This is a genomic window from Bradyrhizobium sp. UFLA06-24 (assembly GCF_054967145.1).
On the sequence record NZ_JADFUE010000062.1, the window covers coordinates 1 to 12,831 of the forward strand.

At 64.5% G+C, this 12,831-nt stretch carries 15 protein-coding genes; 4 read left to right on the forward strand and 11 right to left on the reverse strand.

Annotated features, from left to right (window positions below):
- Together IF809_RS31415 and IF809_RS31420 are read left to right on the forward strand one after the other, a co-directional pair.
- Positions 1-310 (forward strand): carboxymuconolactone decarboxylase family protein (locus IF809_RS31415; protein ID WP_462839477.1); only part of this gene is annotated, 310 nt, incomplete at its 5' end.
- Positions 311-449: 139 nt separating this feature from the next.
- Positions 450-1,340 carry an NAD(P)-dependent oxidoreductase gene (locus IF809_RS31420; protein ID WP_128968597.1) on the forward strand — a complete coding sequence of 297 codons (891 nt, stop codon included), beginning with the start codon at positions 450-452 and terminating at the stop codon, positions 1,338-1,340.
- A gap of 101 nt (positions 1,341-1,441) precedes the next feature.
- Here IF809_RS31420 and lysA read toward each other — a convergent pair whose 3' ends face one another.
- The 3 genes from lysA to argH form a co-directional block, all read right to left on the reverse strand.
- Positions 1,442-2,707: a diaminopimelate decarboxylase gene (gene lysA, locus IF809_RS31425; RefSeq protein WP_128968598.1), complete on the reverse strand. Its 1,266-nt coding sequence runs from the start codon at positions 2,705-2,707 to the stop codon at positions 1,442-1,444.
- A 24-nt stretch (positions 2,708-2,731) separates the two neighbouring features.
- Entirely contained in the window at positions 2,732-3,025 is a 294-nt protein-coding gene (gene lptM, locus IF809_RS31430) for an LPS translocon maturation chaperone LptM (protein ID WP_128968599.1), read from the reverse strand.
- A 92-nt stretch (positions 3,026-3,117) separates the two neighbouring features.
- Complete coding sequence (argH, locus tag IF809_RS31435; protein ID WP_128968600.1) at positions 3,118-4,515, reverse strand: argininosuccinate lyase; 1,398 nt, start codon at positions 4,513-4,515, stop codon at positions 3,118-3,120.
- 101 nt (positions 4,516-4,616) lie between these two features.
- On the opposite strand from argH, the gene tlpA reads away from it, so the two are divergent.
- A complete protein-coding gene (gene tlpA / locus IF809_RS31440; RefSeq protein WP_128969499.1) occupies positions 4,617-5,282 on the forward strand; it encodes a thiol:disulfide interchange protein TlpA in 666 nt (221 codons plus the stop codon).
- 6 nt (positions 5,283-5,288) lie between these two features.
- Here the strand turns inward: tlpA and IF809_RS31445 are convergent, their stop codons facing one another.
- From IF809_RS31445 to IF809_RS31470, 6 genes are all read right to left on the reverse strand, one after another.
- Entirely contained in the window at positions 5,289-5,483 is a 195-nt protein-coding gene (locus IF809_RS31445; RefSeq protein ID WP_128968601.1) for a putative motility protein, read from the reverse strand.
- Between the two features lie 192 nt (positions 5,484-5,675).
- On the reverse strand, positions 5,676-6,557 hold the full coding sequence (locus IF809_RS31450; protein ID WP_128968602.1) for a 3-hydroxybutyryl-CoA dehydrogenase: 882 nt from the start codon (positions 6,555-6,557) through the stop codon (positions 5,676-5,678).
- Between the two features lie 210 nt (positions 6,558-6,767).
- Positions 6,768-7,712, reverse strand: a complete 945-nt coding sequence (locus tag IF809_RS31455) for an electron transfer flavoprotein subunit alpha/FixB family protein (protein ID WP_128968603.1) — start codon at positions 7,710-7,712, stop codon at positions 6,768-6,770.
- Positions 7,712-8,461 carry an electron transfer flavoprotein subunit beta/FixA family protein gene (locus tag IF809_RS31460; protein WP_128968604.1) on the reverse strand — a complete coding sequence of 250 codons (750 nt, stop codon included), beginning with the start codon at positions 8,459-8,461 and terminating at the stop codon, positions 7,712-7,714. Before IF809_RS31460 ends, IF809_RS31455 begins: the two co-directional genes overlap by 1 nt.
- A 142-nt stretch (positions 8,462-8,603) precedes the next feature.
- Positions 8,604-9,176 carry a cob(I)yrinic acid a,c-diamide adenosyltransferase gene (locus IF809_RS31465; protein WP_128968605.1) on the reverse strand — a complete coding sequence of 191 codons (573 nt, stop codon included), beginning with the start codon at positions 9,174-9,176 and terminating at the stop codon, positions 8,604-8,606.
- 2 nt (positions 9,177-9,178) lie between these two features.
- Positions 9,179-9,373: a twin transmembrane helix small protein gene (locus IF809_RS31470; protein ID WP_128968606.1), complete on the reverse strand. Its 195-nt coding sequence runs from the start codon at positions 9,371-9,373 to the stop codon at positions 9,179-9,181.
- Between the two features lie 371 nt (positions 9,374-9,744).
- On the opposite strand from IF809_RS31470, the gene IF809_RS31475 reads away from it, so the two are divergent.
- Complete coding sequence (locus tag IF809_RS31475) at positions 9,745-10,638, forward strand: YihY/virulence factor BrkB family protein (protein WP_128968607.1); 894 nt, start codon at positions 9,745-9,747, stop codon at positions 10,636-10,638.
- Here IF809_RS31475 and IF809_RS31480 read toward each other — a convergent pair.
- Together IF809_RS31480 and gluQRS are read right to left on the reverse strand one after the other, a co-directional pair.
- Complete coding sequence (locus tag IF809_RS31480; protein ID WP_128968608.1) at positions 10,565-11,845, reverse strand: ATP-binding protein; 1,281 nt, start codon at positions 11,843-11,845, stop codon at positions 10,565-10,567. The two genes, IF809_RS31475 and IF809_RS31480, sit on opposite strands and share 74 nt — an antisense overlap.
- Positions 11,846-11,916: 71 nt before the next feature.
- Positions 11,917-12,822 (reverse strand): tRNA glutamyl-Q(34) synthetase GluQRS, encoded by a 906-nt coding sequence (gene gluQRS, locus IF809_RS31485; RefSeq protein ID WP_128969500.1) that lies wholly within the window; start codon positions 12,820-12,822, stop codon positions 11,917-11,919.
- Positions 12,823-12,831: the final 9 nt, after the last annotated feature.

The window sequence follows — 12,831 nt, forward strand, 5'->3', positions numbered from 1 at the left end:
GCTGAAGAACGTCGACGACTTCAACCGTCCGTTCCAGGAGATGCTCAACGAATATTGCTGGGGCACGGTGTGGGGCCGCGAGGAGCTGCCGCGCAAGACCCGCAGCATGCTCAACATCGCGATGATCGCCATCCTCAACCGCCAGCACGAATTCCGCGCCCATCTGAAAGGCGCGCTCACCAACGGCGTCACGCGCGACGAGATCCGCGAGATCCTGATGCAGGTCGCAATCTACGGCGGCATGCCGGCGGCTGTCGACAGTTTTCGCATCGCGCGCGAGGTGTTCGCGGAGATTGATGGGAAGGCGTGAGCCGAGCTGACCGCTCTCAACTTTATTGCTCCGTCATTGCGAGCGGAGCGAAGCAATCCAGAACTCCGCTAGCGGAAATAGGCTGGATTGCTTCGTCGCTTCGCTCCTCGCAATGACGATGGGGAAGGAAATTAACACCATGGACATCGGATTCATCGGCCTCGGAAACATGGGTTTGCCGATGGCGCGGCGGCTGATCGAGGCTGGACACAACCTGGTCGTATTCGACACCCGCAAGGAGGCCGTCGACAAGCTTGTCGCGCGCGGCGCGAGCGCTGCGACCTCGCCCAAGGAGGTGGCCGACAAGGTCGAGACGGTCATGGCGAGCCTGCCATCGCTGCAGGCATCGCTCGAGGTCGCGACGGGGGCGAACGGCGTGATCGAAGGAAGCCGCGCCAAGCGCTTCATCGATCTGTCGACCGTGGGCTCCCAGATGGCTTCGAAGATTCACGGTCTGCTGGCGAAGCGCGATATCGTGCAGATCGACTGCCCCGTGTCGGGAGGCGTCGGCGGCGCCGAGAAGGGCACACTGGCGGTGATGGTGTCAGGGCCGAAGGCGGAATTCGAGCTGCTCAAGCCCGCGCTCGACGTGATCGGAAAGGTGTTCTTCATCGGCGAGAAGCCGGGCGCGGCGCAGACCATGAAGCTCGCCAACAATTTCCTCTCGGCCACCGCGATCGTGGCGACGTCGGAAGCGGTGGTGATGGGCGTCAAGGCCGGGCTCGATCCCGCCGTGATGATCGACGTCATCAATGCGGGCTCCGGCATGAACACCGCGAGCCGCGACAAGTTTCCGCGCTCGGTGCTACCGCGGACGTTCGATTTCGGCTTCGCCACCGGATTGATGGTGAAGGACGTGCGGCTGGCGCTCGAGGAGATGAAGCAACTCGGCCTGTCCATGGAGGTCGCCGATGCGGTCGGGCGTCTCTGGGAGACCGTGATAGCAGCGGAAGGCGCCGAATCCGATTTCACCGCGGCGATCAAGCCGATCGAGAGGAAGGCGGGCGTGGTGGTCGGCGGCAAGAATTAGCGCCAATGTAGCCCGGATGGAGCGCAGCGTAATCCGGGGTTGTTACGGGCCTGGCAAGGACCCGGATGTCGCTTCCGCTCCATCCGGGCTACGTCAATGCCTCACAGCCACGGCGCCGGCTTGTCCATCGCGATGAGCTGCTCGACCTCGATGCGCGGACGCACCACGGCGTACTGATCGCCCTTCACCAGCACCTCCGGCACCAGGGGCCGCGTGTTGTAGGTGCCGGCCTGCACGGCGCCATAGGCCCCCGATGTCATGACGGCGATGAGATCGCCGGGCTTCGGCGTCGGCAGCGTGCGGTCCAAGGCAAGGTAGTCGCCGGTCTCGCAGACCGGACCGACGACGTCGGCCATGATGGTCGCCGCGCCCTTCTCCGGCTCTATCACCGGCAGGATGTCGTGATGCGCCTCGTATAGCGTCGGGCGGATCAGATCGTTCATGGCGGCGTCGATGATGACGAAGTTCTTGCCATCACCGTGCTTCACATAGATCACCTTGGCGACGAGGATGCCGGCATTGCCGACGATCATGCGACCCGGCTCGAACATCAGCGTGCAGCCGAGATTGTGGCTGACGCGCTTGACCATGGCGGCATACGCGTCGGGCGCGGGCGGCGCCTCGCGGTCCATGTAATAGGGAATACCGAGGCCGCCGCCGAAATCGACGTGGCTGATGTTGTGGCCGTCGGCGCGCAGCGTCTGCACGAATTCGGAGAGGATACGGAACGCCGTCTCCATCTTGGAGAGGTCGGTGATCTGGCTGCCGATATGCACGTCGGTGCCGGTCACTTCGATGCCCGGCAGCTTCGCGGCGCGCGCGTAGACCTCGCGGGCGTGCACGATCGGGATGCCGAACTTGTTCTCGGACTTGCCGGTGGAAATCTTGGCGTGGGTGCCGGCATCGACGTCAGGATTGACGCGGATGGAGATGCGCGCGGTCTTGCCCATTTCGGTCGCGAGGCGCGACAGCAGCTCGAGCTCCGGCTCGGATTCGACGTTGAGGCAAAGGATATCGGCGGCGAGCGCAGCCCGGAGCTCTTGTTCCGTCTTACCGACGCCGGAGAACACGATCTTGCCGCTCGGAATGCCGGCCGCGAGCGCCCGCTTCAGTTCGCCGCCCGAGACGACGTCCGCGCCGGCGCCGAGCTTGGCGAGCGTGCACAGCACCGACTGGTTGGAGTTCGCCTTCATGGCGTAGCAGACCAGCACCTTCTCGCCGGCAAAGGCCTCGGCGAAGACGCGGTAGTGCCGCTCCAGCGTTGCGGTTGAATAGCAATAGAACGGCGTGCCGACCGTCGCGGCCAGCTCGGACAGGTTCACCGCCTCGGCGTGCAGCACGCCGTTGCGGTAGTCGAAATGGTTCATGGCGTTGGCTCAGCTAATCCCGGCTCATCTTTTGCCGGAAGGTTCGTCCAGGAGCGGGTCGAGGATAAACGATTTCTTCTGGCCCCTGGTCGCCGCCGGCGCGGCTTCCGCGCCATAGGTCGGATTGAACACGCTCGGCGTCTTCTGGGCTTCGATCTCGGTGTCACCAGGCGCGGCGATATTCGCCGTCGACGCGCTGGAGGCGCCCGGCGGCAGATCCAGCGGACCCTTGCGGCCGCAGCCGGCGAGCGCAAGCGCGCTCACGCTCAAGACAATGATGGCCCACCCCGACCCGGCCGGGCGAAACTTTGACGTCACGACGAAATCCCCACTACGCGCGCGCACCATACAGAGATTGGCGCGCTCTGGCGAGAGCCGGATGACCATGAAACATAAGCGAAATTTTGCCTTCAGCCCAATTTTCGCTCTTTTTCCAGCCGCTTCAGCCAGCTCTTTGCCTGCGACATCACGTTCTTCGGCGCGGTGCCGCCGAAGCTGGTGCGGCTCTTCACCGACGATTCGACCGAGAGTACGCCAAGCACGTCCTTGGTGATCTTGGGCTCGATCGCCTGCATCTCCTGCAGGGGCAGCTCGTGCAGCGCCACGCCGCCCTCGGCGGCCTTGGCGACGATGCGGCCGGTGACGTGGTGGGCCTCGCGGAAGGGCATTTTCAGCGTCCGCACCAGCCAATCGGCGAGATCGGTCGCGGTGGCATAACCCTCCCCCGCGGCCGCCTTCATCTTCGCCTCGTCCGGAACGAGGTCGCGGACCATGCCGGTCATGGCGCGGATCGCCAGCGACAGCGCGGCAAAGCCCTCCATGGCGCCTTGCTTGTCCTCCTGCATGTCCTTTTGATAGGCGAGCGGCAGACCTTTCATCACGATCAAAAGACCATTGAGCGCGCCGATGACGCGGCCGGTCTTGGCGCGCACCAGCTCGGCCGCATCGGGATTGCGCTTCTGCGGCATGATCGAGGATCCCGTCGTGAACTTGTCGCTGAGCCTGACAAGGCCGACCAGCGGCGAGGTCCAGATCACGATCTCTTCGGCGAAGCGCGACATGTGCACGGCGCAGATCGAGGCCGCCGACAAGGTCTCCAGCACGAAGTCGCGGTCGGAGACGGCGTCGAGCGAGTTCGCCATCGGCCGATCGAATCCCAACGCCTTCGCGGTGGCATGACGGTCGATCGGGAACGAGGTGCCGGCGAGCGCGGCAGCGCCCAGCGGGGATTCGTTGAGCCGCTTGCGGGCATCCTGAAAGCGGCCGCGATCGCGCGCGGCCATCTCGACATAGGCGAGCAGATGGTGACCGAAAGTGACGGGCTGCGCGGTCTGCAGATGGGTGAAGCCGGGCATCACGGTGCCGGCATGCTCCAGCGCGCGTTCCACCAGCGCCTGCTGGAACGCGGCGAGAGCCGCATCGGTCTCGTCGATAATGTCGCGGACGTAGAGACGGAAATCGGTCGCGACCTGGTCGTTGCGCGAGCGGGCGGTGTGCAGGCGGCCGGCGGCGGGACCGATCAGCTCGGACAGGCGACTCTCGACATTCATGTGAATGTCCTCGAGCGCGCGCTTGAACTCGAAGCCACCCTTGCCGATCTCTGACAAAATCGTGTCTAGACCCTTGCCGATATTTTTCGCATCAGAGGCGGTGATGATGCCGTTCGCGGCAAGCATCGCGGCGTGCGCCTTGGATGCGGCAATGTCCTGGGCGAAGAGGTGACGATCGACGTCGATGGAGACGTTGATCTCTTCCATGATCTCGTCGGGACGTTCCGAGAACCGGCCGCCCCACATCTTGTTGCTCATGATCCCCTGCTCGCGCCTTGATTTGCCGCACGTTTGCTGGCGAAGGCCAGCCGTATTAAGAGGCCCCTGATAGCCATATCTGCGACCGGATGACAAACGATATGCTCGACCCCAAACCCTCCGCCACACGCCGGATCCCGATCGTCATCGCCACGGTGGTGGTCGGCGGCCTGGCCGGCTTTGCCGCGCTGTACGGGCTGGGCCTGAGCCGGACGCCATCAGGGGATCCGACCTGCAAACCGGCCGTCGCGACGGCACAAAGGATTGCCCCGCTCGCCCATGGCGAGGTGGCGGCGCTGACCATGGCAAGCGCACCCCTGAAGCTGCCCGATCTCACTTTCGAGGACGGTGACGGCAAGCCCAAAAAGTTGTCGGATTTCCGCGGCAAGACGGTGCTGGTGAATCTCTGGGCGACCTGGTGCGTCCCGTGTCGAAAAGAGATGCCGGCGCTGGACCAGCTCCAGGCCAAGCTGGCGGGCCCCAATTTCGAGGTGGTGGCGATCAATATCGACACCCGCGATCCCGAGAAGCCCAAGACCTTCCTGAAAGAGGCCAATCTGACCCGCCTCGGCTATTTCAACGACCAGAAAGCCAAGGTTTTCCAGGATCTTAAGTCTATAGGCCGGGCCTTGGGAATGCCGACTTCGGTGCTGGTCGACCCGCAGGGATGCGAGATCGCGACGATCGCGGGACCGGCGGAATGGGCGAGCGACGACGCGCTCAAGCTGATCCGGGCCGCGCTCGGGCCGGCCGCCGCGTCGCTTTAGGGAGGTTCAGGCGGTGACGTTCAGGTTGCCGCCGACGCCGGGGCCGACATTGGCAAGGGAAGGCTGACCGGCGCCCAGCAGCGTCAGGACCGTGGATTTCTCCATATCCATGTTCTGCTTCGTCACGGTCGCTGCGATATTCGATTGCAGCGCGCCTTGTTGAGCGGCCAGCATGCTGCTGACCATCGCCATCATGTCCATTACGCGAACCCTCGTACCGGCTGTAACCTAGAGGCGAGGAGTTAACGGGACATGAATTGTCACGTTAGCGGACCCACCGCCGAGGAGCCGCAGGGTGGGCAAAGCGTAGCGTGCCCACCAATTCCAACGCATGATTTGAAAGATCGTGGGCACGGCGCGTTGCGCCTTTGCCCACCCTGGGGCACCGCCGCTTTATCTTGTCGGAACCGGCTTGGCGCCGCGGTAATCGTAGAAGCCGCGCTGGGTCTTGCGGCCGAGCCAGCCCGCCTCGACGTATTTCACCAGCAGCGGGCATGGCCGGTATTTGGAGTCGGCGAGCCCCTCATGCAGGACCTGCATGATCGACAGGCAGGTATCGAGACCAATGAAATCGGCCAGCTCCAGCGGGCCCATCGGATGGTGCGCGCCGAGCTTCATCGCCGCGTCGATCGCCTCGACGTTGCCGACGCCTTCGTACAGCGTGTAGATCGCCTCATTGATCATCGGCAGCAGGATGCGGTTGACGATGAAGGCCGGGAAATCCTCGGAAACCGCGACCTGCTTGCCGAGCTTGGCGACGAATTCCTTGGAAGCCTCGAAGGTGGAATCGTCGGTGGCAATGCCGCGGATCAACTCCACCAGCTCCATCAGCGGCACCGGATTCATGAAGTGAATGCCGATGAAGCGCTCGGGCCGGTCGGTGGCGGCGGCAAGACGGGTGATCGAGATCGAGGACGTGTCGGAGGCGACGATCGCCTCAGGCTTCAGGATCGCGCAAAGGTCGTGGAAGATCTTGCGCTTGACCTCTTCCTTCTCGACCGCCGTCTCGATCACGAGATCGCAATCGGCGAGGTCGTCCAGCTTCTCGGCAAGCTTGATCCGCGCAACCGCCTTCGCCTTGTCGTCCTCGGTAACGGCCTTCTTCGAGACCTGACGCGCCAGATTGCCGTTGATGGTGGCCATGCCGGACTTGAGGCGGTCGGCCGAGATGTCGTTGAGCACCACGTCGAAACCGGCCAAGGCCGCGACATGCGCGATGCCATTTCCCATCTGACCCGCGCCGATTACGCCGATCTTCTTGATTACTGCCGCCATAATGTCATCCACCGGAACGGCGCGCATATCGCGCCCTGCCTGATCCCCTGAGCCGGGAGGACCAATCCAATCAGAAACTCGATTAGATCAGAATCCTGGCTCGAAACCTAGATTGGATCGCCTTCCAGGCGCGCCCCACGCCAAAGAAAACGCCTCAGAAATGAAACACCGGCCGGAGTTTATACCTCCGGCCGGTGTTTTGAACGGCTTTTACTTGCCGAGCTTGGCGAGTTCGGCGGTCAGCTCAGGAACCGCCTGGTAGAGGTCGGCGACCAGGCCGTAATCGGCGACCTGGAAGATCGGCGCGTCCTCGTCCTTGTTGATCGCGACGATCACCTTGGAGTCCTTCATGCCGGCCAGATGCTGGATCGCGCCGGAAATGCCCACCGCGACATAGAGCTCGGGGGCCACCACCTTGCCGGTCTGGCCGACCTGCCAGTCGTTCGGCGCATAGCCGGCGTCGACCGCCGCGCGCGAGGCACCGACGCCGGCGCCGAGCTTGTCGGCGAGCGGCTCGATGTACTTGGCGAAGTTCTCACGGCTCTGCATGGCACGGCCGCCGGAGACGATGATCTTGGCCGAGGTCAGCTCCGGACGGTCGCTCTTGGCGACTTCCTCGCCGACGAAGGTCGACAGGGCCGGGTCGGCGGCCGCCGCAACGGTCTCGACCGGCGCGCTGCCACCCTCGCCGGCAGCGGCGAAGGTCGAGGTGCGGACCGTGATGACCTTCTTGGGGTCCTTCGACTTCACCGTCTGGATGGCATTGCCGGCATAGATCGGACGCTCATAGGTGTCGGGCGCGACCACCTTGATGATCTCCGAGACCTGCATGACGTCGAGCAGGGCGGCGACGCGCGGCATCACGTTCTTGAAGCGCGAGGTCGCGGGCGCGACGATGGCGTCATAGGACGGAGCCAGCGAGACGATCAGCGCGGCCAGCGGCTCGGCGAGATCGTGCGCGTAGGTCTCGCCCTCGGCGAGCAGCACCTTCTTGACGCCAGCGAGCTTGGCAGCGGCATCCGCCGCGGCCTTGGCGTTCTGGCCGGCGACCAGGATTTCGACATCAGCGCCGAGCGCGGCGGCCGCGGTCAGGGCCTTGTTGGTCGCATCCTTGAGCGAGGCGTTGTCGTGTTCGGCAATCAGAAGCGTCGTCATCAGAGCACCCCGGCTTCGTTCTTGAGTTTCGACACCAACTCGGCGACGTCCTTGACCTTGACGCCTGCCTTGCGGCCGGCCGGTTCAGTCGTCTTGAGAACCTCGAGGCGCGCGGTGACATCGACGCCGGTATCGGCGACGGTCTTCTCCGCGATCGGCTTCTTCTTGGCCTTCATGATGTTCGGCAGAGAAGCATAGCGCGGCTCGTTGAGGCGAAGATCGGTGGTGACGATCGCAGGTCCCTTCAGCTTCACGGTCTGCAGGCCGCCGTCGACTTCGCGCGTGACCTTGAAGTCGCTTCCTTCGACCTCGAGCTTCGAGGCGAAGGTCGCTTGCGACCAGCCGAGCAGCGCGGCCAGCATCTGGCCTGTTTGGTTCGAGTCGTCGTCGATCGCCTGCTTGCCGAGGATGATCAGGCCGGGCTGCTCTTCTTCAGCAACCTTCTTCAGGATCTTGGCGACCGCGAGCGGCTCGACGGTGCCCTCGGCCTTCACAAGGATGCCGCGATCGGCGCCCATGGCCAGACCCGTGCGGATCGTCTCCGACGCCTGCGCCGGTCCAATGGAGACCACCACGACTTCGGTCGCCTTGCCGGCTTCCTTCAAGCGCAGCGCTTCCTCGACCGCGATCTCGTCGAACGGATTCATGGACATCTTGACGTTGGCGAGTTCAACGCCCGATCCGTCGCCCTTGACGCGAACCTTGACGTTGTAATCGACCACCCGCTTTACCGGCACTAAGACCTTCATCGATCCTCTTTCACACAATTTGGGAGGGGGGTTATTCAACTGGCGCGGAACCTAAAGGCCTGATCCGGCCCGGTCAACGCGCGAAGGGGTCTATTTTTAGGCCCCAGGAGTGCTGATCTCAATGGGGTCCGCGCCCCCGGGCTCAGCGGTTCTGCCCCGGAACCCAGAGCACGTCGCCGGCGCCGTTATGGTTAGCGGTGCGGCTGGCCACGAACAGGAAGTCCGAGAGGCGATTCATATATTGAATGCCAGCGGCGCCCACGGACTCGCCGGGTTGGGCAGCCAGTTCCACCATCACGCGTTCCGCCCTGCGGCAAATCGTGCGGGCGACATGGAGGTAGGCGGCGGCCGGCGTTCCTCCCGGAAGCACGAAAGAGGTGAGCGGCGCGAGCTTGTCGTTGAGCGCATCGATGTCGTGCTCGAGCCGCTCGACCTGGCTCGCCACCACCCGCAGTCGTTCCGCCTTGCCTTCCCGTTCGGGCACCGCAAGATCGGCGCCGAGATCGAACAAATCGTTCTGGATGCGGCCGAGCATGGCATCGAGATCGGGCGCATCCTTGGTGTGAAGGCGCACCACACCGATCGCGGCGTTGGTCTCGTCGACCGTGCCGTAGGCGGCGATACGCAAATCATATTTCGGACGGCGCTCACCGGTTCCGAGCGCTGTCGTGCCGTCGTCACCGGTTTTGGTATAGATGCGGTTGAGCACGACCATGTTCAGCGCCCCATCGCCCAGACCGCGATCATGGCGATGACGATGGCCACGAACTGAAGCAGCACGCGCCAGCGCATCAGTTTCTGCGAGGTGTTGGGCGAGCCGCCACGCATCATGTTGACGAGGCCGAGCAGCAGCACCACCGCCACGGCGGCCACAGCAATCGGCAGGATGAAAGTACCAAGGAGAGATGCCATTTGGGGGTGATAACACCGTGTGCGGCGGTGCGCCATCTCTCACCACCGTCATTCCTGGGCGATGCGAGGCATCGAGCCCGGAATCCATTCCTCCAATTGCGTCGCGGCCAATGGATTCCGGGCTCGCGCTTGCGCGCGCCCCGGAATGACGGCGAGGCGCTTCGCGATCTGGCTTTTGGGCCGAGAATATCAGAAGCTGGAGGCATGATTTCCGATTTGCGCGCATGCCTCATCCTGTTCGCCTCGCCCCGCTTGCGGGGAGAGGCCGGCGCGCGGCACGCGCGGCGGGTGAGGGGGACTCTCCCCGCAAGCGGGGCGAGGCGAAGGCAGGCCGCAAGCGGAGCAAGAGCAACATTGCTCTGGGGCACGCCGTGAAAGCCATCCGCACCATCTACTGCGTCGTGGAGGACGCCTTCTACACATTCCTCGCCGACGACGGCTGGGCGATCGCGAGCCACATCGCGCTGTCGACGCTGATGGCGCTCTTCCCGTTCCTGATCGTGCTGACGTCGCTGGCCGGCTTCTTCGGCTCCAAGGAGCTCGCCGACCAGGCCGCCAGCCTGATGCTTCAGGTCTGGCCCAAGCAGGTCGCCGATTCGATTTCGGGCGAAGTCCACGACGTGCTGACCACCACCCGCTCCGGCGTGCTGACCGTCGGCGCAGTGCTATCGGTCTATTTTGCCTCGAACGGCGTCGAGGCACTCAGGGTCGCGCTCAACCGCGCCTATGCGGTGGTGGAGATGCGGCGCTGGTATTGGCTGCGGCTGGAGTCGATCGGCTACACGCTGGTCGCCGCCTTCACGGCGCTCGCCATGGCGTTCCTGATCGTGCTCGGCCCGCTCATCATCGAGGCGGCGCGGCGACACATTCCGCTGTTCGTCGAATCCAACGAGAGCATCTTGACCTGGTTGCGCTACGGCATCACCATCGGCGCGCTGGTGGTGGCGCTGTTCATCCTGCATGCCTGGTTGCCGGCGGGGCGCCGCAGCTTCCTCCAGATCCTGCCCGGCATCGTCTTCACCATGGTGGCATCGCTGATCTCAGGCGTCGTGTTCGGCCAGTATCTGGCGCGCTTCGCCAACAATTACGTCACGATGTATGCGGGGCTTGCCTCGGTGATCATCGCGCTGGTGTTCCTGTATTTCATCGCCGCGATCTTCGTTTACGGCGGCGAGCTCAACGCTGCGATCATCAAGTCACGGCTTCCTCACGGCGTGTCGCTTCAAGCAGCGCAGTCGCTAAAGCCCGCGGAGACACAGGCTTGAGCAGGAAGGCGTCGGCGCCGGCCTCGCGCGAGGCCGCCTCGTCCTCGCCGCGGCCGGACACGCCGATGATCGGGATCTGAGCCAGCGGCATCTGCATCTTGCGGATCCGCCGGATAGCCTCGACGCCGTCGATCCCCGGCAACACCATGTCCATCAGCACCGCGTCGAAGCCGCCTTGCGTAAGCCGGCCGACCACATCCTCGCCGCGCCCGATGAACTCGGCATGATGTCCGAGCTCGGTCAAGATCGTGTTGAGCACGACACGGCCGAACGGATTGTCCTCGACGCTGAGCACGCGTAGCGACACCAGCGCGTCGGCCTCGTCTCCATCGGGCTTTCGCGGCTTCGCCGGCCCTGCCGCGTCGAGCGTGACCGTCAGCGTGAAAGTGGCGCCGCCCCCACGGCGCGGCGCGACCGTGATATCGCCGCCCATCGCGCGGGCCAGCTGCTTCACCGAGGACAAACCGAGCCCTGCGCCGCCGAAGCGCGAAGCGATGGTGACATTGGCCTGCGTGAACGGACGAAACAGCCGCTTGATCTCGGCCATGGTCAGGCCGATGCCGCTGTCGGAGATCGAGAAGGCGACACCGACCCGGCGTTTATCCCTGGCCTTGGCAGTGCTGCCTGCCCTGCCCTTGGAACTCCAGGGCACCGCCGAGATCGCCACGCCGCCCTGCTCGGTGAATTTGACTGCATTGTCGATCAGGTTCTCGAGCGCAGCGCGGAGGCGGACGGGATCACCGACCACGAGGCCCGGAAGCTTGTCGGAGATCTCGACTTCAGCCTGGAGACCTTTGGCGGCGGCGCGCCCAGCCAGCGAATCGCCGGTGCTGCGGGCGAGCGCCCGCAGGTCGAACAGATCCTGACGCAGTATCCCGCCGGCCTTGGCCGCCCTGTTTCCGGTCTTGGCAGCATCGACGAACAGCGTGGCGAGGTTGGCCAGATGCTCGGCACCGGCCTTGATCGTGTCGGCCCAGCGCCGTTCCCGCTCCCCCAGATCTGAAGTCGACAGCAGGTCGCTGATCGCCAGAATGCCGGTCAGGGGTGTACGGACCTCGTGGGCAAAGGCCGCCAGCGCGGCCTGGACCACGTCGGGTGCAACCGCCTTGGTGCTGCGCTTGCGCACCTTGCCGGCTGGCCGAGCCCCCTTTCCAGGGGCCCGCCTCGACGTCCGCATGGTGCGTGCTGGGCGCGTTTTCGCCGCCATAAATTCCCTTCGAAGTACCCGCTTCGAACCCCGGACTATTGGCTGAGCATGGCACGGGGGAACCCCTGGAGTCACGGCGGCGTTTGGCTAACCCCCAGAGAAACTTGACCTAATCCCACCAACTGGCAGATGCCGGCCGGCGTCACCCCGGCTGCGCGCAGTTCGCGCAGACCGGTCGCCTGATCCGATTTCGACAGCTTCCGCCCCTCGCCATCGCGAATCAGGCGGTGATGGCGGTAGGCAGGCTCAGGCAGCCCAAGCAGGGCCTGGAGCAGGCGGTGCACCGAGGTGGCGTGAAACAGGTCCTGGCCGCGCACGATCTCGCTCACGCCCTGAAGCGCATCATCGAGCACCACGGATAGATGGTAGCTGGTCGGCGTCTCCTTGCGGGCAAGAATGACGTCGCCCCACACCTCGGGGCGCGCGGCGACCCTACCGCGCTCGCCATCCGGGTCCTCGCCCAACTCGTTCCAAGTCAGGCCGGCGACGCGCCCGCAGGCCGCTGCCATGTCGAGACGCAATGCGTAAGGCGCGCCTGAAGCGATCATTCGGCGGCGCTCGTCCGTGGAGAGCGACCGGGCATTGCCCGGATAGAGTGGAGCGCCATCGGGATCGCGCGGCCACGGGCCATCCGCCTCACGCGCCGAGACAAGCCTTGCGATCTCGGCGCGGCTTTCGAAGGCGGGATAGACGAGCCCGAGCGCGGAGAGTTTTTCCAGCGCGGCGCGATAATCGGCCAGATGCTCCGACTGTCGCCGCACCGGCACATTCCAGGTGATTCCCAGCCAGGCGAGGTCCTCGTAGATGGCTGTCTCATATTCCGGCCGGCAGCGTGTTGCATCGATATCTTCGATCCGCAGCAACAGCCGTCCGCCGGTCTCGCGCGCGCGGCCGAAGTTCAGTAGCGCCGAATAAGCGTGGCCGAGATGCAGGTAACCGTTGGGGCTGGGGGCAAATCGGAAAACGGGTGGTACCATCAAGTGAAT

Excerpts from the sequence above, each read along its gene's own strand:
- IF809_RS31420 (WP_128968597.1), top strand. The coding sequence starts at position 450 with ATGGACATCGGATTCATCGGCCTCGGAAACATGGGTTTGCCGATGGCG.
- lysA (WP_128968598.1), bottom strand. The coding sequence starts at position 2,707 with ATGAACCATTTCGACTACCGCAACGGCGTGCTGCACGCCGAGGCGGTG.
- argH (WP_128968600.1), bottom strand. The coding sequence starts at position 4,515 with ATGAGCAACAAGATGTGGGGCGGCCGGTTCTCGGAACGTCCCGACGAG.
- tlpA (WP_128969499.1), top strand. The coding sequence starts at position 4,617 with ATGCTCGACCCCAAACCCTCCGCCACACGCCGGATCCCGATCGTCATC.
- IF809_RS31445 (WP_128968601.1), bottom strand. The coding sequence starts at position 5,483 with ATGGACATGATGGCGATGGTCAGCAGCATGCTGGCCGCTCAACAAGGC.
- IF809_RS31450 (WP_128968602.1), bottom strand. The coding sequence starts at position 6,557 with ATGGCGGCAGTAATCAAGAAGATCGGCGTAATCGGCGCGGGTCAGATG.
- IF809_RS31455 (WP_128968603.1), bottom strand. The coding sequence starts at position 7,712 with ATGACGACGCTTCTGATTGCCGAACACGACAACGCCTCGCTCAAGGAT.
- IF809_RS31460 (WP_128968604.1), bottom strand. The coding sequence starts at position 8,461 with ATGAAGGTCTTAGTGCCGGTAAAGCGGGTGGTCGATTACAACGTCAAG.
- IF809_RS31465 (WP_128968605.1), bottom strand. The coding sequence starts at position 9,176 with ATGGTCGTGCTCAACCGCATCTATACCAAAACCGGTGACGACGGCACG.
- IF809_RS31470 (WP_128968606.1), bottom strand. The coding sequence starts at position 9,373 with ATGGCATCTCTCCTTGGTACTTTCATCCTGCCGATTGCTGTGGCCGCC.
- IF809_RS31480 (WP_128968608.1), bottom strand. The coding sequence starts at position 11,845 with ATGGCGGCGAAAACGCGCCCAGCACGCACCATGCGGACGTCGAGGCGG.
- gluQRS (WP_128969500.1), bottom strand. The coding sequence starts at position 12,822 with ATGGTACCACCCGTTTTCCGATTTGCCCCCAGCCCCAACGGTTACCTG.